This is a genomic window from Salmonella sp. GDC200615, from assembly GCF_050574145.1.
Classification (GTDB): domain Bacteria; phylum Pseudomonadota; class Gammaproteobacteria; order Enterobacterales; family Enterobacteriaceae; genus Salmonella; species Salmonella enterica.
Genome location: NZ_CP192247.1, coordinates 4,050,977 through 4,067,533, shown reverse-complemented (window position 1 = coordinate 4,067,533; position 16,557 = coordinate 4,050,977). Strand labels below are relative to the sequence as shown.

The following is a 16,557-nucleotide window of genomic DNA, read 5'->3' as shown; positions in this document are numbered from 1 at the left end:
TGTTTTGCCTATTTCTCCAGAATGCTGGAGAAAATCGCTAAAAATGCGCACAATCCAGCGGAGTGGATTTGATGAAAAAATGGCGCGTTATGAATCGTGAAGCAATTTGCTTACAGTTGGCGGATAAAATTAATCATTTAAAAAATAATGATAAAATAATCAGCGAGCGGCTGGCGGGCATTCGTCTGTTGTATGGTGTTGAACCGGGGCCGCGCACGCCGGTCATGTATCAGCCTGGCATCATATTTCTCTTTTCCGGCCATAAAATTGGCTATATTAACAAGCGCAAGTTTCGTTATGACGCTAATGAATATCTCTTACTGACCGTGCCGCTCCCTTTTGAATGCGAGACCTGGGCAACGCCGGAGGTACCACTGGCCGGTATTCGGCTCGACATTGATGTGCTGCAACTGCAAGAGTTGCTCATGGACATTGGCGAAGATGAACGTTTCCAGTTGCCGATGGCGGCCAGTGGGATTAACTCCGCCACGCTGTCGGACGAGATTTTATGCGCGGTGGAAAGATTGCTGGATGTGATGGAGCGCCCGCTGGATGCGCGGATTCTGGGAAAACAAATTATTCGCGAAATTCTTTATCATGTGCTGATGGGACCGCGCGGCGGGGCGCTGCTTGCACTGGTTAGTCGCCAGACGCACTTTAGCCTGATCAGTCGCGTACTTAAACAGATCGAAATGAAATACACCGAGAACCTGAATGTTGAGCAACTGGCGGCAGAAGCGAACATGAGCGTGTCGGCGTTTCACCATAATTTTAAGGCGGTCACCAGCACCTCGCCGTTGCAGTATTTAAAAAGCTACCGACTGCATAAAGCGCGGATGATGATTTACGACGGTATGAAGGCCAGCGCCGCGGCGATGCGGGTCGGCTATGAGAGCGCATCGCAGTTTAGCCGGGAGTTTAAACGTTATTTTGGCGTTACGCCGGGCGAAGATGCGGCAAGAATGCGGACAATGCAAGGGAGCTAAGTGGGGCATCCCGCCACGGGTCAACGAAGCGTAATCGGGCCATCCTGGCCGATTATGGATACGTCAGGCGTTACAGTATTTCTTTTTAATCACCACGACCAGCGTACCTAACAGTCCGGCGACCAGTAGCGCGACGGGAAGGATCATTAAAAATGTCATTACCTGGTCTTCATGGCGCTTAACAAACGGGATCATACTGAGCGCGTAGCCGAAGCTGGTCACGACAGTCACCCACAGCAGGCCGCTTAACCAGTTAAAAAACTGAAACCGGCGGTTGGACAGGCCGGAAATACCCGCCATTGTTGGCAGCAGAGTGCGGACAAACGCCAGAAAGCGCCCGGCAAGCAACGCTAACAAACCGTGGCGGTCAAACATGCAGGTGGCGCGCTGATGATATTTTGCCGGAAGCTGCGCCAGCCAGCCTTTGACGGTACGCGTATTACCGAGCCAGCGTCCCTGGATATAACTTAGCCAGCAGCCGAGACTGGCCGCGGTGGTGAGAATGCCAATCGTCGGCAAAAAATGCATCACATCCTGGGCGATCAACGCGCCTGCCAGTAGCAGCAGACTATCGCCAGGTAAGAATGATGCTGGCAGCAGACCGTTTTCTAAAAATAGCGTGGCGAACATGACAAAGTAGACGACGCTAACAACGTGTGGATTCGCCAGCGCGGCAAAATCATGTTGCCAGAGCGCAGCGATAATATCTTGAATGACAGCCATGAACTTTCCTGTGGAACAGCATTTATGCTTTTATTCGCCTATTGTACTCCTGAATCGTCCGGGATGCCTTGATCCCGGACGCAACAAACGCAGACTTTTCCACGGAAATTGTCTGCATATATGTCCATCCCCGGCAACTTTACACAATTCTGGCGAAGCCGGCGGCTAAATCAGCGATCAAATCATCAACACTCTCTAAACCAATATGCACCCGGACCAGCGTACCGGTAAAATCTACGCCGCCTGCGGGACGAATCGCGGCGATCTGTTCCGGCTGATTAGCAATAATCAGCGATTCGTAGCCTCCCCAGGAGTAGGCCATACTGAACAGCGAAAAGTTATCCAGATAGGCTGATAATTCTGCCTCGGTCAGCTTTTTATTGAGCACAAAGGAGAACAGGCCGCTGCTGCCTGTAAAGTCTCGTTTCCAGAACGCATGACCTTTGCTACCCGGCAGGGCCGGATGATTAACGCGCGCGACCTGAGGATGGTTCGCCAGCCATGCGGCGATTTTGAGGCTGCTTTCTTGATGCTGGCGCAGTCGCACGCCGAGTGTGCGCAGACCGCGGCTGGTCATATAAGCCGTGTCGGCGTCGAGCATTTGCCCCATCAGATAGGCGTTTTCCCGCAATTGTTCCCAGCAGCGCGCATTTGCAACGGCAGTACCGACCATCGCATCAGAATGACCAATCAGATACTTAGTGCCCGCCTGGATAGAGATATCAATATCGAATTCCAGAGCTTTGAACAGAACGCCAGCCGCCCAGGTATTATCAATCATGATGACGGCTTCTGGCGCGACGCGTCTGACCGCACTAACAATGCTCGGAATATCATGTACTTCCATGGTAATAGAACCGGGGGATTCCAGAAATACGACTTTCGTGTTCGGTTGAATATGTTGCGTGATATCAGCGCCGATGAGCGGGTCGAACCAGCTTGTCGTCACGCCCAGTTTGCCGAGAATTTTGCTGCAGAAATCCTGGCTGGGTTCATAGGCTGTGTTGGTCATCAGGATGTGGTCGCCCTGCTCAACGAATGCCAGAATGGTGTTGGCGACCGCCGCCGCGCCGCACGGGAAGAGCGCGCATCCGGCGCCGCCTTCCAGTTCACACATGGCTTCCTGGAGCGAAAAGTGGGTCAGCGTTCCCCGGCGTCCGTAAAATAATTCGCCGTTGGCGCGATTGCGGGTAGCGTGTTTTTTGGCCTCGACGGTGTCAAACACCAGTGAAGAAGCGCGTTGAATCACACTATTCACTGAGCCAAGCGTGTATTTTTTGCTGCGTCCTGCGTTTACCAGTTTGGTATCCAACTGTTTATCCGTCATGTTGCGTTTCCTGATTTTAACCGTCTGGATGTCTAAACTAGCATGAATATAACCATCTGCACCCTGGCGACGTGTGATACAGATGAAAATTTTGCCAAAATAAAAACAGGTGGCTTTTTTAATGCGTAAGCGCAAAGAAAAAGCAGTAAAGGTGCGGCAGTATGTAAATAGTAATGAGAACGACTATCAATTCGACGTTGTTTTGATATTATTATGCTCAGATTTTGTGATTTGCGTCCTGGAGATACAGAGTGGGTAATAATTTGATGCAGACGGATCTTTCCGTCTGGGGCATGTATCAGCACGCCGATATTGTCGTGAAGTGCGTGATGATTGGTTTGATTCTGGCGTCAGTCGTCACCTGGGCTATCTTCTTCAGTAAAAGCGTTGAATTTTTCACGCAAAAGCGCCGCTTAAAGCGCGAACAACTGCAATTAGCCGATGCGCGCTCTTTAGATCAGGCTTCCGACATTGCGGCAGGTTTCAGCGCAAAAAGCCTCAGCGCACAGCTCATCAATGAAGCGCAGAATGAACTGGAACTCTCTCAGGGCAGCGAAGATAACGAAGGGATTAAAGAACGTACCGGCCTCCGTCTGGAACGTCGCGTCGCAGCGGTTGGCCGCTACATGGGACGAGGCAACGGTTATCTGGCGACGATCGGCGCCATTTCCCCCTTCGTCGGGTTGTTTGGCACCGTATGGGGCATTATGAATAGCTTCATCGGTATTGCGCAAACGCAGACCACCAACCTGGCGGTGGTCGCTCCTGGTATTGCGGAAGCGCTGCTGGCGACGGCGATTGGGCTGGTAGCCGCGATCCCGGCGGTCGTCATTTACAACATCTTCGCACGTCAGATAGGCAGTTACAAAGCGACGCTGGGTGACGTGGCGGCGCAGGTATTGCTGCTGCAAAGCCGCGATCTTGATCTGAATGCGAGCGCCAGTGCGCAGCCGGTACGCGCCGCGCAGAAATTACGGGTAGGGTAATGCGTCATGGCAATGCGTCTTAACGAGAACCTGGATGACAACGGCGAAATGCATGAAATCAACGTGACGCCGTTTATCGATGTCATGTTGGTTCTGCTGATTATCTTTATGGTGGCTGCGCCGCTGGCGACGGTGGACGTCAAGGTGAATCTGCCCGCTTCTACCAGTACGCCACAGCCGCGTCCGGAAAAACCGGTTTATCTGTCGGTGAAAACGGATAACACCATGTTTATCGGTAACGATCCGGTGACGGATGATACGATGATTGCCGAGCTAACGGCCCTGACGGAAGGGAAAAAGGATACTACGATTTTCTTCCGTGCGGATAAAACCGTAGAGTATGAAACCCTGATGAAAGTGATGGATATGCTGCATCAGGCGGGCTATCTCAAGATTGGTCTGGTCGGCGAAGAGACCGCGAAAGCGAAATAAGTATTCTGCTGACGCTGTAGGCCGGGTAAGGCGAAGTCGCCACCCGGCTTTTTTATTGCCTAAGATGGCGCCTTGCTTAACAGAATTGCGCCACCTTAATCGACTTCATGCGTTAGCCTAAATGCTCCCCGCCGCACACGCCGTGCACTTCTGCGGTAACGTAACTGGATTCCTGGCTTGCCAGATAGACATACACCGGCGCCAGCTCTGCCGGTTGGCCGGCCCGCTTCATTGGCGTCTGCTGACCAAACTGCGGAATTTTATCCTGGGTTTGACCGCCGGAAATTTGCAGCGCTGTCCAGATAGGGCCAGGCGCGACAATATTCACACGAATTCCTTTTTCCGCCACCTGTTTCGCCAGGCCACGGCTGTAATTGAGGATTGCCGCCTTGGTTGCCGCATAATCCAGCAGGTGCGGACTGGGCTGATACGCCTGGATAGACGACGTCGTGATAATACTGGCGCCTTTTGGCAGCAGCGGAATCGCTTCCTGGGTTATCCAGAACAGGGCAAAAACGTTAACGGCGAAGGTTTGCTGAAATTGCTCGCTGGTCAGATCTTTTATCTCCGGGATTGCCGTCTGTTTACCGGCTACCAGCGCCAGAATGTCCAGCCCGCCCAGCGCTTCACGCGCCTTATGGACCAGCGAACGGGCGAAGGATTCGTCGCTAAGATCGCCTGGCAATAACACCGCTTTACGACCGCACTCCTCAATCAGCTCTTTAACCTGCTGGGCGTCCTCTTCTTCCGCTGGCAGATAGTTGATCGCGACATCTGCGCCTTCACGCGCGTAAGCGATAGCGGCAGCGCGCCCAATCCCGGAGTCGCCCCCTGTCACCAGCGCCTTACGATCTTTAAGGCGACCACTGCCGACATAACTTTTTTCGCCACAGTCAGGAACAGGCGTCATTTTCGCCTGGACGCCGGGCGCCGGCTGTTTTTGCTTAGGATATTCGCCGGTGTAATACTGCGTGGTAGGGTCGTATAGATGAGACATTGAGCTTCTCCCTTCAGGTTGAACACCCTTTAAGCGTAGACACTTTTACTACCGTAAGAGGGAGAATCAGAACGATCCTTATGCTTCGCCCGTATTCACAACAGAGTTAACTAGCCATGAAGGTTATTTTTCTTGCCGTGCGACGGTGGTGACGTTGCGCGTCCGGTAGTCGCCATCGGAAAGCTTACGCGTCAGACGTAAGGTTGCCGTCTCGCGAGCCAGCAGATGCTGCCAGTCACTTTCAAGACGAGACATAATTTTGTCTCGTAATTCAGGATGCTGCTCGATAATAGCATTGATGGTCGCGCCATAAATCTCCTCTTTGACCTGTAACGTATACATCTCTCGTCGGTTTTGCCACTTCAGGCGCACTAACGCCGCCGGTATGGATACCACCTCCTGCGTTACCTTTTCCAGGGTGGCATTTTTACTGGCGATTAGCGCTGCAAGATTTTGCTTTAAGATAAATTCATCACTTTTATGGTTGTCTAAAGCCAAATAAACGTTATTGTCTTCAACTTCTTTCATCTTTATCTTCCAGTGAATAAAATAGCGGCATATTGGTTTCGCGAGTGATTAAATTAAGCCAAATGGCATTACCTTTTTCATTTATCATTGCGGTTTTATCCGCCAGTATTTTACTTAGTGTTTGGGCATCAATATAGCCTTCTGCCTGTAGTGCGTTTATCAGGCGGGCAAACGTTTCAATTTTAGCCACACAATACAGACGTTCTTTAATATGACGGTCGCGTTCTTCAAATAATACGTTTCTGTGTTGCCCGGTTGCGTTAGCGCAAATTAAAATATCGGGCTCGTAATCGCTGAGTTTTGTCTTTCCCTGAGGCAAATTTTTACTGTTTTCTGTGGCTTCAGGGGGCGGCGATGACAGGCGAAAATGAGAGGAAACCAGATGCTCAGGAAGCATGACTAAATATCCTTTACGATCAGTGGTATACTATTTTTAATAGTGTAGGTTTCGTTGACAATAACATGGCGTAATTTTAAAATCAAAAAAAATGGAGCCTGCTATGAACAGTATTTTTTATTCTGTTATTATATTGCTATTACTGACCGGCGCGATACTCTTCCTGATGTGGGAGGTTAATAAAAAACGTCCTGGTGGAAAAATCGTAAATTTAAATCAAACTGAACCCATGACAAAGGAAGAGGGCGAAGATCATTTCTCAGTATTAATGAATTCGATAACGCCGGTATGGTACTGGCGCGTTAACCATGAATATATCGATTTCCTTCATGCAACGATAAAACGAATGACAATGACTGAGTTGAATGAAACGCCTGGATTATTTGACGCACAGCGTCGTTGCAGCGACCTTAACTCTGCCGTTTATAAGTATTACGACAATATTAAGAAGCGTTGTCTGAACGGAGAAAAGGTGCCGTATTCGGATTTGGACGTCCTTAATTTACGCCAGTGTTTTCGCGAGTTCAGTCTTGAAGCCTACCCGGCATTGGTCGCGCTGGTATGGCCGGAATATCAGCGCCCGCAGGTTAACCCGGATGAGATTTAGAGCCTATCCCATTAGGGCTATTTTACTTGCCATTTTGGACCTGGGCAGTGCTCGCCAAAACGCGTTAGCGTTTTGAACGCCGCTAGCGGCGGCCCGAAGGGCGAGCGTAGCGAGTCAAACCTCACGTACTACGTGTACGCTCCGGTTTTTGCGCGCTGTCCGTGTCCAAACTGGCTGCGCCAATAACGCCTGGTGGGATAGGCTCTTAACTGGCATGTTGATCTGATGTTGCATGGTTGAGATATACTGTTGCTGGTTTTAGTTACCTGACAGGTCCCTATGGAACGCTTTCTTGAAAATGTAATGTATGCGTCTCGCTGGCTGCTCGCGCCGGTGTATTTTGGCCTCTCTTTGGCGCTGATCGCTTTAGCGCTAAAATTTTTCCAGGAAATTCTACACGTTCTGCCGAACGTTTTTGCCCTGGCGGAGGCCGATCTGATTCTGGTGCTGTTATCGCTGGTTGATATGACGCTGGTCGGCGGATTGCTGGTGATGGTCATGTTCTCCGGGTATGAGAATTTTGTCTCTCAGCTGGATATCTCTGCGGGCAAGGAGAAGCTGAACTGGCTGGGGAAAATGGATGCGACGTCGCTAAAAAATAAGGTGGCGGCATCGATAGTCGCTATCTCTTCCATTCACCTGTTACGCGTGTTTATGGACGCGAAAAACGTCCCGGATAACAAATTAATGTGGTATGTCATCATCCATCTGACCTTTGTCCTGTCGGCATTCGTTATGGGCTATCTGGACAGATTGACGCGGCATAACCATTGAGCCGCCGTCAACGGCGGGGCAGTCGGGCAAAGGACGCTGAGCCCGGCTGTAAAACAGCGCTTCTTTAACGGCGGATAACCGTCTCCCTGCAGCCTTACGCAATATTTTTACTACATCTATTCATTTACTCAGTAATAAGACTAAAAGATTTTCTCTGTGTTCACAGATATATAACATCTGCGGGTACGTAAACGGCGATAACTGTAAAAAAATGGAGAATGCATTATATATTCTCCGCGCCTTGCCGATAACGAGAGTGCGTCATCATCAGATGACTAATCTCTTATATTCAGCAAGGAAATTCATATGCGTTTGCTGCAAAACTTTACTATTCGTATGGTCATGCTGACGATACTGGGACTTTTTTGTCTACTCTGGTCGGGGGTGGGGTTATACAGCGTCCATGCTTTATCCGAAGTTTCGGAAGGAAATGATATTGACCGGCATCTTGTGCGGCAAATGACGGTGCTAAGCCAAGGTAACGATCAATATTTCCGCTTTGTTACCCGCCTTAGCCGTGCGATGGATGTAAAAATCGGCGGCGGCACGCCCGATTTTGCGCCCGCCCGGCAGTCGCTCGAGAATATGCGTCAGAAGCTGGAGGAGATGAAATCGCTATTGCCAGGGCCGATGAACCCTGATATCTCAAGGGAGGTCTTGTCCAACTGGCAGGCCTTGCTGGAGAAAGGCGTCGTTCCTCAAATGCAACTGGCGCAGCAAGGATCGCTAACCGCCTGGAGCGAACATGCCAGTACGGTCACGCCCGCACTCAGTCGCGCGTTCGGCGCCAGCGCGGAACGGTTTAGTCATGAAGCTGGCGCCATGCTGGATAACACCCGTGTGATGGTCGATGGTAAAACCTATACCATCCGCATCCTGCTTATCACGGCGGTGATTCTGGGCATTGCTATCCTGATTTTTACCGATCGCTATCTGGTTGCAATGATGGTGAAACCGCTGGAGCGTATCCGTCAGCAGTTTCAGCGTATCGCGCAAGGCGATCTTAGCCAGCCGATTGAAGCGTTGGGGCGTAACTGCGTAGGCCGGTTGGTGCCGCTACTGCGCGCGATGCAGGACAGTTTACGCGAAGCCGTGAGTACGATCCGCGCCGGAAGCGACAATATCTGGCGCGGCGCGACGGAAATTTCTACCGGTAATAACGATCTCTCTTCCCGAACGGAAGAACAGGCCGCCGCGCTGGAAGAAACTGCCGCCAGCATGGAACAGCTTACCGCAACGGTGAAAATGAACGCCGAACACGCTCGCCAGGCGAGTCAGCTTGCGGATGCCGCCTCGCTAACGGCAGGAAAAGGCGGCGAACTGGTTTCCGATGTGGTAGAAACAATGAACGGTATTTCCGCCAGTTCGCAGCAGATCGCGGAAATTACTACCGTAATTAATAGTATTGCTTTCCAGACCAATATTCTGGCCTTGAACGCAGCGGTAGAAGCGGCCAGAGCGGGCGAGCAGGGACGCGGCTTCGCGGTGGTCGCCGGTGAGGTACGTAACCTGGCCAGCCGCAGCGCGGGGGCGGCGAAAGAAATTGAAGCCTTAATTGGCGAATCGGTACGTCGCGTAGCGCAGGGCGCGCAGTTGGTCCAGGAGACCGGCGCGACGATGGACGCCATCCTGCGCGGCGTCACGGAAGTGACGACGATTATGAAACAGATCGCGTCCGCCTCCGAAGAACAGAGTAAAGGTATTTCTCAGGTTGGCGTGGCGATCACGCAAATGGATAGCGTTACGCAACAAAACGCCGCGCTGGTTGAGCAGGTTTCCGCGGCGGCGGCGGCGCTGGAACGGCAGACGGAGGATTTGCAACGCTCCGTACAGCAGTTCCGGCTTTCCGCTAGTGAGCCGCAACAACGCGTAACGGCGAAAGCGGCGCCTGGCGTTCAGAGAATGGCGTCGGCTCCCGCACAGTCTACTGATGAATGGGTTTCCTTCTGATGTGAAGCAAAAAAGCGCGTAATGCGCTGGCCTTCATTTAATCAGTAGCTATATAATTTATTATATAGCGACTAAGGAGGTCAGATGAATAATCATTTTGGGAAAGGGTTAATGGCTGGGTTGCACGCGCCATATGCATATAGCGCGCATCATGCGGTGAATTTCTGTTCTGAGTATAAACGTGGCTTTGTATTGGGTTTTACACACCGTATGTTCGAAAAGACCGGCGATCGTCAACTTAGCGCGTGGGAGGCCGGAATTCTGACGCGTCGCTATGGTCTGGATAAAGAAATGGTGATGGATTTCTTTAAAGAGAATCATTCCGGGATGGCGGTTCGCTTCTTTATGGTCGGTTATCGACTCGAAGGTTGATCCAACAGGGGTATTATCTTGCTTTAATTAATTACACTATCGCCTCTTCCCTTCGTTTTACTGTTCCGTCGAAGTATTATGGCGCACATAACCATAAAAAAAGTGTGGTAAATGGCGTACCGATCGCAATAACTTCTTCGCGAACAGTGCAAAATAAAAGCCAGGTCTTCGTAACGGAATAACTATAAAATGACTGGAGATAATACTCTCATCACTTCTCACGGCATTAACCGTCGTGATTTCATGAAGCTTTGTGCAGCACTGGCCGCTACTATGGGGCTCAGTAGCAAAGCCGCCGCAGAAATGGCAGAATCGGTATCCAATCCACAGCGTCCGCCCGTTATCTGGATTGGCGCTCAGGAGTGTACCGGTTGTACCGAATCACTGCTTCGTGCTACACACCCAACCGTTGAAAACCTCGTTCTGGAGACTATCTCTCTGGAATACCACGAGGTACTTTCCGCCGCATTCGGTCACCAGGTCGAAGAAAACAAACATAACGCTCTGGAGAAGTATAAAGGGCAATATGTTCTGGTGGTGGATGGTTCTATCCCACTAAAAGATAACGGTATCTACTGCATGGTTGCCGGCGAGCCGATCGTGGATCACATCCGCAAAGCCGCTGACGGCGCAGCCGCGATTATCGCTATCGGTTCCTGCTCGGCATGGGGCGGCGTTGCTGCGGCTGGCGTAAACCCAACCGGCGCTGTCAGTCTGCAGGAAGTCTTACCGGGCAAAACGGTTATCAATATTCCAGGTTGTCCGCCAAACCCGCATAACTTCCTGGCGACCGTCGCGCATATCATCACTTACGGCACGCCGCCGAAGCTGGATGCGAAAAATCGTCCAACCTTTGCCTATGGCCGTCTGATTCATGAGCATTGCGAACGTCGTCCACACTTCGACGCAGGCCGTTTTGCCAAAGAATTTGGCGACGAAGGCCACCGTCAGGGCTGGTGTCTCTACCATCTTGGCTGTAAAGGGCCGGAAACCTGGGGCAACTGTTCTACGTTACAGTTCTGTGACGTTGGCGGCGTCTGGCCAGTGGCGATCGGTCATCCTTGCTATGGCTGTAACGAAGAAGGTATCGGCTTCCATAAGGGCATTCACCAGCTTGCTAATGTCGAAAACCAAACTCCGCGTTCAGAGAAACCTGACGTCAATATGAAAGAAGGCGGCAATATCTCTGCGGGCGCTGTCGGTCTGCTTGGCGGCGTAGTCGGTCTGGTTGCCGGCGTCAGCGTGATGGCGGTACGTGAACTGGGGCGTCAGCAAAAGAAAGATAACGCTGACTCACGGGGAGAATAACCGTGAACAGACGTGACTTTATTAAAGCAGCCTCCGGTGGAGCATTGCTGTTGGGCGCCGCGCCGTCTGTCAGCCATGCGGCTGCAGAAAACCGTCCGCCGATTCCAGGTTCGCTGGGTATGCTGTATGACTCCACTCTGTGCGTGGGCTGTCAGGCCTGCGTCACAAAGTGTCAGGATATCAACTTCCCGGCGCGTAACCCGGAAGGGGAGCAGACCTGGTCGAACAACGACAAGCTGTCGCCGTATACCAATAACATTATTCAGGTATGGCGTAGCGGCACGGGCGTGAACAAAGATCAGGAAGAGAACGGCTATGCCTACATCAAGAAACAGTGTATGCACTGCGTTGATCCTAACTGCGTTTCCGTTTGCCCGGTGTCGGCGCTGAAAAAAGATCCGAAAACCGGCATCGTCCACCATGACAAAGATGTCTGCACCGGCTGCCGTTACTGTATGGTCGCCTGTCCGTACAACGTACCTAAGTACGACTACAACAACCCGTTTGGCGCGCTTCACAAGTGTGAGTTGTGTAACCAGAAAGGCGTTGAGCGTCTGGATAAAGGCGGTTTGCCTGGGTGTGTGGAAGTTTGTCCGGCAGGGGCCGTCATTTTCGGTACTCGTGAAGAGCTGATGGCGGAAGCGAAAAAACGTCTGGCCCTCAAACCAGGCAGTGAATATCACTATCCGCGCCAGACGTTGAAAACGGACGACACCTATCTGCATACGGTGCCTAAATACTACCCACACCTCTACGGTGAAAAAGAGGGCGGTGGTACTCAGGTGCTGGTGCTGACAGGCGTTCCTTATGAAGATCTGGATCTGCCGAAGCTGGATGACCTTTCAACCGGAGCGCGCTCCGAGCATGTTCAACACACGCTTTATAAAGGCATGATACTACCCCTGGCTGCGCTGGCGGGCTTAACCGTGCTGGTTCGTCGTAATAGCAAAAACGACCATCACGATGGAGGAGACGATCATGAGTCATGATCCAAAACCGCTGGGCGGAAAAATCATCAGTAAACCGGTCATTATTTTTGGACCGTTAATCGTCCTGTGTATGCTCCTTATCGTGAAGCGTCTGGTCTTCGGGTTGGGCTCCGTTTCCGACCTGAACGGCGGTTTCCCATGGGGCGTCTGGATTGCCTTTGACCTGTTGATCGGCACTGGCTTTGCCTGCGGCGGTTGGGCGTTGGCATGGGCGGTATATGTCTTTAACCGTGGGCAATACCATCCGTTGGTGCGCCCGGCGTTGCTGGCAAGCTTGTTTGGTTACTCGCTGGGCGGCCTGTCGATCACTATCGACGTCGGTCGTTACTGGAACCTGCCGTACTTCTACATTCCAGGTCACTTCAACGTGAACTCGGTACTGTTTGAGACGGCGGTCTGTATGACCATCTACATCGGCGTGATGGCGCTGGAGTTTGCGCCTGCCTTGTTTGAACGTCTGGGCTGGAAAGTGTCGCTCAAGCGTCTGAATAAGGTGATGTTCTTTATTATCGCGCTGGGCGCGCTGTTGCCGACGATGCACCAGTCCTCAATGGGGTCATTGATGATCTCGGCGGGCTATAAAGTGCATCCGCTATGGCAAAGCTATGAAATGCTGCCGCTGTTCTCGGTTCTGACCGCGTTTATCATGGGCTTCTCCATTGTCATATTTGAGGGTTCGCTGGTTCAGGCAGGCCTGAAAGGAAACGGTCCGGATGAGAAAAATTTGTTTGTTAAGCTGACGAATACCATCAGCGTGCTGCTGGCGATTTTCGTCGTCCTGCGCTTTGGCGAACTGATTTATCGCGACAAGCTGTCCTATGCGTTTGCCGGCGATTTTTACTCCGCTATGTTCTGGATTGAAGTCGTCCTGATGGTCTTCCCGTTAGTGGTGCTGCGTGTGGCGAAACTGCGTAATGACTCTCGTATGCTGTACCTGTCGGCGCTGAGCGCGCTGTTGGGCTGCGCGACGTGGCGTCTGACCTATTCGCTGGTGGCATTCAACCCGGGTGGCGGCTACCACTACTTCCCAACTTGGGAAGAATTGTTGATTTCTATTGGTTTTGTGGCTATTGAGATTTGTGCATACATCGTACTCATTCGTCTACTGCCGATACTTCCTCCTTTAAAACAAAACGATCATAATCGTCATGAGGCGAGCAAAGCATGAGCCAGAGAATTACTATTGATCCGGTAACCCGTATTGAGGGTCATTTACGCATTGACTGCGAAATTGAGAACGGCGTCGTATCCAAAGCATGGGCGTCCGGCACCATGTGGCGCGGTATGGAAGAGATCGTGAAGAACCGCGATCCGCGCGATGCGTGGATGATTGTGCAACGTATTTGCGGCGTTTGTACGACAACTCACGCGATCTCCTCCGTTCGTGCGGCGGAAAGCGCGCTGAATATTGATGTTCCCGTCAACGCGCAGTATATCCGTAATATTATTCTGGCGGCGCATACCACCCATGACCACATTGTCCATTTCTACCAGCTCTCTGCGCTGGACTGGGTGGACATTACCTCTGCGCTGAAAGCCGATCCGGAAAAAGCCTCCGCGATGCTGGATGGCGTGTCGAGCTGGCACCTGAACAGCGCGCAAGAGTTCACGAAAGTTCAGAACAAGATCAAGGATCTTGTCGCCAGCGGTCAGCTAGGTATTTTCGCCAATGGCTACTGGGGGCACCCGGCAATGCAGTTACCGCCGGAGGTCAACCTGATTGCGGTCGCCCACTATCTGCAGGCGCTGGAATGTCAGCGTGACGCTAACCGCGTGGTGGCGTTGCTGGGCGGTAAATCGCCGCATATCCAGAACCTGGCGGTCGGTGGGGTGGCGAACCCGATCAATCTCGACAGCATCGGTACGTTGAACCTTGAACGCCTGATGTACATCAAATCGTTTATCGATAAGCTGAGCGATTTTGTCGAGCAGGTGTATAAAGTGGATACCGCAGTCATCGCGGCCTACTATCCGGAATGGCTGGAGCGCGGCAAAGGCGCGGTGAACTACCTGAGCGCGCCGGAATTCCCGACCGACGGTAAAAACGGCAGTTTCCTGTTCCCGGGCGGTTACATTACCAATGCCGATCTGTCGACATACCGTCCGATCACCTCTCACTCCGACGAATTCCTGATTAAAGGTATTCAGGAGAGCGCGAAGCACGCCTGGTACAAAGATGAAGCGCCGCAGGCGCCGTGGGAAGGCACTACGATCCCGGCTTACGACGGTTGGTCGGATGACGGTAAATACTCATGGGTCAAGTCGCCGACATTCTACGGCAAAACCGTCGAAGTCGGGCCGCTGGCGAACATGCTGTGTAAACTGGCTGCAGGTCGTGAATCCACGCAGACCAAGCTCAATGAAATCATTGCGCTTTATCAGAAGCTGACCGGCAAAACGTTGGAAATGGCGCAACTTCACTCTACGCTGGGTCGTATCATCGGGCGTACCGTTCACTGTTGTGAACTGCAAAACATATTGCAGGATCAATACAACGCGCTGATTGTAAATATCGGCAAAGGCGATTACACCACGTTTGTGAAGCCGAACATTCCGGCGACGGGCGAGTTCAAAGGCGTGGGCTTCCTGGAGGCGCCGCGCGGTATGCTGTCTCACTGGATGGTGATTAAAGACGGTATTATCAGTAACTATCAGGCGGTGGTGCCATCGACCTGGAACTCAGGTCCGCGTAACTTCAACGATGACGTGGGGCCGTACGAACAGTCGCTGGTCGGTACGCCGATCGCCGATCCGGCGAAGCCGCTGGAAGTGGTACGTACCATCCACTCCTTCGACCCTTGCATGGCGTGCGCGGTACACGTGGTGGACGCCGATGGCAATGAAGTGGTCTCGGTGAAGGTTTTGTAATGCGGATATTAGTCTTAGGGGTCGGCAATATTTTGCTGACCGATGAAGCCATCGGGGTGCGTATTGTTGAAGCGTTAGAGCAACGATACACCCTGCCGGATTTCGTTGAGATTCTGGATGGTGGTACGGCGGGAATGGAACTTCTTGGCGATATGGCGAGTCGGGATCATTTGATCATTGCCGACGCCATCGTGTCGAAAAAGAACGCGCCGGGAACCATTATGGTACTGCGCGACGATGAAGTTCCGGCGCTGTTCACCAACAAAATCTCCCCCCATCAGCTTGGACTGGCCGACGTATTGTCGGCCCTCCGCTTTACCGGCGAGTTTCCGAAGAAACTGACCCTGGTCGGCGTTATTCCACAGTCGCTGGAACCGCACATCGGCTTAACGCCAACCGTCGAGGCGATGATTGAACCTGCGCTTGAGCAGGTTCTTGCTGCGCTGCGAGAATCCGGCGTCGAAGCAATTCCTAAGGAGACGGCGCATGTCTGAAACGTTTTCCGGATTCGACACGGCGCCCGTCGCCCGGGTTCAGGCGGCGTTTGAAGAGATAGCCCATCGTTCGATGCACGATCTTTCGTTTCTGCATCCGACTATGCCGGTGCATGTCTCTGATTTTACGTTGTTTGAAGGACAATGGACGGGCACGGTAATTACGCCGTGGATGTTAAGCGCATTAATCTTCCCTGGCCCGGACCAGATCTGGCCCGGGCGTACCATCGGTGAAAAACTCGGTCTGCAACTGCCTTATGGCACGATGACCTTTACCGTTGGCGAACTGGAAGGCGTTTCACAATATCTTGCCTGCTCGTTGATGTCGCCGCTTTCCCGTAGCCTGTCGCCGGAAGAGGGCGTCCGGCTGGCGGATGACTGCGCGCGGATGCTGTTATCCCTGCCGGTAAGCAATCCTGATGCGCCGCAGACAAGCCGGCGTGCGTTGCTGTTTGGCCGTCGGAGCTGTGAGAATGCATGAGCTGTCTCTTTGCCAAAGCGCCGTTGAAATTATTCAGCAGCAGGCAGAACAGCACGGCGTGGCGCGCGTCACCGGCGTATGGCTGGAGATAGGCGCGCTTTCGTGCGTTGAAGAGCGCGCGGTTCGTTTCAGCTTTGACATCGCCTGCCAGGGAACTTTAGCGCAAGGGTGCGAATTGCACATCGACTACAGACCGGCCCAGGCCTGGTGCTGGGATTGCAGTCAGGTGGTGGAAATTCTCAGGCATGACGCGCAATGTCCGCGTTGTCATGGCGATCGCCTGCGGGTGGATACCGGCGATTCGTTGAAAGTAAAGAGTATTGAGGTCGAATAACCCG

19 protein-coding genes are annotated in these 16,557 nt (G+C 52.3%); 14 read left to right on the top strand and 5 right to left on the bottom strand.

What is annotated here, in order from left to right:
* Window positions 1-89: 89 nt before the first annotated feature.
* The gene (locus ACQ29O_RS19705) at window positions 90-986 is read left to right on the top strand and encodes an AraC family transcriptional regulator (RefSeq protein WP_253336097.1); all 897 of its coding nucleotides are present in this window, start codon (window positions 90-92) and stop codon (window positions 984-986) included.
* Between the two features lie 63 nt (window positions 987-1,049).
* Here the strand turns inward: ACQ29O_RS19705 and yghB are convergent, their stop codons facing one another.
* Together yghB and metC are read right to left on the bottom strand one after the other, a co-directional pair.
* Window positions 1,050-1,709: a DedA family general envelope maintenance protein YghB gene (gene yghB, locus ACQ29O_RS19700; protein WP_000268444.1), complete on the bottom strand. Its 660-nt coding sequence runs from the start codon at window positions 1,707-1,709 to the stop codon at window positions 1,050-1,052.
* A gap of 139 nt (window positions 1,710-1,848) precedes the next feature.
* Entirely contained in the window at window positions 1,849-3,036 is a 1,188-nt protein-coding gene (gene metC, locus ACQ29O_RS19695; protein ID WP_000130265.1) for a cystathionine beta-lyase, read from the bottom strand.
* A 251-nt stretch (window positions 3,037-3,287) separates the two neighbouring features.
* On the opposite strand from metC, the gene exbB reads away from it, so the two are divergent.
* Both exbB and exbD read left to right on the top strand, forming a co-directional pair.
* The gene (gene exbB, locus ACQ29O_RS19690; protein ID WP_020937180.1) at window positions 3,288-4,022 is read left to right on the top strand and encodes a tol-pal system-associated acyl-CoA thioesterase; all 735 of its coding nucleotides are present in this window, start codon (window positions 3,288-3,290) and stop codon (window positions 4,020-4,022) included.
* Between the two features lie 6 nt (window positions 4,023-4,028).
* Window positions 4,029-4,454 carry a TonB system transport protein ExbD gene (exbD, locus tag ACQ29O_RS19685; protein ID WP_001251479.1) on the top strand — a complete coding sequence of 142 codons (426 nt, stop codon included), beginning with the start codon at window positions 4,029-4,031 and terminating at the stop codon, window positions 4,452-4,454.
* A 112-nt stretch (window positions 4,455-4,566) separates the two neighbouring features.
* Here exbD and ACQ29O_RS19680 read toward each other — a convergent pair whose 3' ends face one another.
* The 3 genes from ACQ29O_RS19680 to ACQ29O_RS19670 form a co-directional block, all read right to left on the bottom strand.
* On the bottom strand, window positions 4,567-5,451 hold the full coding sequence (locus ACQ29O_RS19680; protein ID WP_000019038.1) for an SDR family oxidoreductase: 885 nt from the start codon (window positions 5,449-5,451) through the stop codon (window positions 4,567-4,569).
* A 123-nt stretch (window positions 5,452-5,574) separates the two neighbouring features.
* The gene (locus tag ACQ29O_RS19675; protein ID WP_000665661.1) at window positions 5,575-5,979 is read right to left on the bottom strand and encodes a hypothetical protein; all 405 of its coding nucleotides are present in this window, start codon (window positions 5,977-5,979) and stop codon (window positions 5,575-5,577) included.
* On the bottom strand, window positions 5,966-6,376 hold the full coding sequence (locus ACQ29O_RS19670; RefSeq protein ID WP_000936451.1) for a hypothetical protein: 411 nt from the start codon (window positions 6,374-6,376) through the stop codon (window positions 5,966-5,968). Before ACQ29O_RS19670 ends, ACQ29O_RS19675 begins: the two co-directional genes overlap by 14 nt.
* Before the next feature lie 103 nt (window positions 6,377-6,479).
* Here ACQ29O_RS19670 and ACQ29O_RS19665 point away from each other — a divergent pair, with 103 nt between their 5' ends.
* From ACQ29O_RS19665 to hypA, 11 genes are all read left to right on the top strand, one after another.
* Window positions 6,480-6,983 (top strand): ESA_00282 family adhesion-associated protein, encoded by a 504-nt coding sequence (locus tag ACQ29O_RS19665; RefSeq protein ID WP_001519110.1) that lies wholly within the window; start codon window positions 6,480-6,482, stop codon window positions 6,981-6,983.
* Between the two features lie 279 nt (window positions 6,984-7,262).
* Complete coding sequence (locus ACQ29O_RS19660) at window positions 7,263-7,757, top strand: TIGR00645 family protein (protein ID WP_000439335.1); 495 nt, start codon at window positions 7,263-7,265, stop codon at window positions 7,755-7,757.
* A gap of 306 nt (window positions 7,758-8,063) precedes the next feature.
* The gene (locus ACQ29O_RS19655; RefSeq protein ID WP_020937179.1) at window positions 8,064-9,707 is read left to right on the top strand and encodes a methyl-accepting chemotaxis protein; all 1,644 of its coding nucleotides are present in this window, start codon (window positions 8,064-8,066) and stop codon (window positions 9,705-9,707) included.
* A gap of 84 nt (window positions 9,708-9,791) precedes the next feature.
* Entirely contained in the window at window positions 9,792-10,079 is a 288-nt protein-coding gene (locus ACQ29O_RS19650) for a DUF2623 family protein (protein ID WP_001059120.1), read from the top strand.
* 189 nt (window positions 10,080-10,268) lie between these two features.
* Window positions 10,269-11,387: a hydrogenase 2 small subunit gene (hybO, locus tag ACQ29O_RS19645; protein ID WP_000145430.1), complete on the top strand. Its 1,119-nt coding sequence runs from the start codon at window positions 10,269-10,271 to the stop codon at window positions 11,385-11,387.
* Between the two features lie 2 nt (window positions 11,388-11,389).
* Window positions 11,390-12,376: a hydrogenase 2 operon protein HybA gene (gene hybA / locus ACQ29O_RS19640; RefSeq protein ID WP_001081714.1), complete on the top strand. Its 987-nt coding sequence runs from the start codon at window positions 11,390-11,392 to the stop codon at window positions 12,374-12,376.
* The gene (hybB, locus tag ACQ29O_RS19635; protein ID WP_000017678.1) at window positions 12,366-13,544 is read left to right on the top strand and encodes a Ni/Fe-hydrogenase cytochrome b subunit; all 1,179 of its coding nucleotides are present in this window, start codon (window positions 12,366-12,368) and stop codon (window positions 13,542-13,544) included. The genes hybA and hybB overlap by 11 nt, the downstream gene beginning before the upstream one ends.
* Complete coding sequence (gene hybC, locus ACQ29O_RS19630) at window positions 13,541-15,244, top strand: hydrogenase 2 large subunit (RefSeq protein ID WP_000083044.1); 1,704 nt, start codon at window positions 13,541-13,543, stop codon at window positions 15,242-15,244. Before hybB ends, hybC begins: the two co-directional genes overlap by 4 nt.
* Window positions 15,244-15,738, top strand: a complete 495-nt coding sequence (locus ACQ29O_RS19625; protein ID WP_001221962.1) for a HyaD/HybD family hydrogenase maturation endopeptidase — start codon at window positions 15,244-15,246, stop codon at window positions 15,736-15,738. The genes hybC and ACQ29O_RS19625 overlap by 1 nt, the downstream gene beginning before the upstream one ends.
* Window positions 15,731-16,219, top strand: coding sequence for a hydrogenase-2 assembly chaperone (gene hybE / locus ACQ29O_RS19620; protein ID WP_000004950.1), 489 nt, complete (start codon window positions 15,731-15,733; stop codon window positions 16,217-16,219). The genes ACQ29O_RS19625 and hybE overlap by 8 nt, the downstream gene beginning before the upstream one ends.
* A complete protein-coding gene (hypA, locus tag ACQ29O_RS19615) occupies window positions 16,212-16,553 on the top strand; it encodes a hydrogenase maturation nickel metallochaperone HypA (RefSeq protein ID WP_000544946.1) in 342 nt (113 codons plus the stop codon). Before hybE ends, hypA begins: the two co-directional genes overlap by 8 nt.
* Window positions 16,554-16,557 lie beyond the last annotated feature (4 nt).

Bases quoted from the DNA above. Each gene is read 5' to 3' on its own strand.
- ACQ29O_RS19705 (WP_253336097.1), top strand. From the start codon at position 90: ATGAATCGTGAAGCAATTTGCTTACAGTTGGCGGATAAAATTAATCAT.
- yghB (WP_000268444.1), bottom strand. From the start codon at position 1,709: ATGGCTGTCATTCAAGATATTATCGCTGCGCTCTGGCAACATGATTTT.
- metC (WP_000130265.1), bottom strand. From the start codon at position 3,036: ATGACGGATAAACAGTTGGATACCAAACTGGTAAACGCAGGACGCAGC.
- exbD (WP_001251479.1), top strand. From the start codon at position 4,029: ATGGCAATGCGTCTTAACGAGAACCTGGATGACAACGGCGAAATGCAT.
- ACQ29O_RS19680 (WP_000019038.1), bottom strand. From the start codon at position 5,451: ATGTCTCATCTATACGACCCTACCACGCAGTATTACACCGGCGAATAT.
- ACQ29O_RS19675 (WP_000665661.1), bottom strand. From the start codon at position 5,979: ATGAAAGAAGTTGAAGACAATAACGTTTATTTGGCTTTAGACAACCAT.
- ACQ29O_RS19670 (WP_000936451.1), bottom strand. From the start codon at position 6,376: ATGCTTCCTGAGCATCTGGTTTCCTCTCATTTTCGCCTGTCATCGCCG.
- ACQ29O_RS19665 (WP_001519110.1), top strand. From the start codon at position 6,480: ATGAACAGTATTTTTTATTCTGTTATTATATTGCTATTACTGACCGGC.
- ACQ29O_RS19660 (WP_000439335.1), top strand. From the start codon at position 7,263: ATGGAACGCTTTCTTGAAAATGTAATGTATGCGTCTCGCTGGCTGCTC.
- ACQ29O_RS19655 (WP_020937179.1), top strand. From the start codon at position 8,064: ATGCGTTTGCTGCAAAACTTTACTATTCGTATGGTCATGCTGACGATA.
- ACQ29O_RS19650 (WP_001059120.1), top strand. From the start codon at position 9,792: ATGAATAATCATTTTGGGAAAGGGTTAATGGCTGGGTTGCACGCGCCA.
- hybO (WP_000145430.1), top strand. From the start codon at position 10,269: ATGACTGGAGATAATACTCTCATCACTTCTCACGGCATTAACCGTCGT.
- hybB (WP_000017678.1), top strand. From the start codon at position 12,366: ATGAGTCATGATCCAAAACCGCTGGGCGGAAAAATCATCAGTAAACCG.
- hybC (WP_000083044.1), top strand. From the start codon at position 13,541: ATGAGCCAGAGAATTACTATTGATCCGGTAACCCGTATTGAGGGTCAT.
- ACQ29O_RS19625 (WP_001221962.1), top strand. From the start codon at position 15,244: ATGCGGATATTAGTCTTAGGGGTCGGCAATATTTTGCTGACCGATGAA.
- hybE (WP_000004950.1), top strand. From the start codon at position 15,731: ATGTCTGAAACGTTTTCCGGATTCGACACGGCGCCCGTCGCCCGGGTT.
- hypA (WP_000544946.1), top strand. From the start codon at position 16,212: ATGCATGAGCTGTCTCTTTGCCAAAGCGCCGTTGAAATTATTCAGCAG.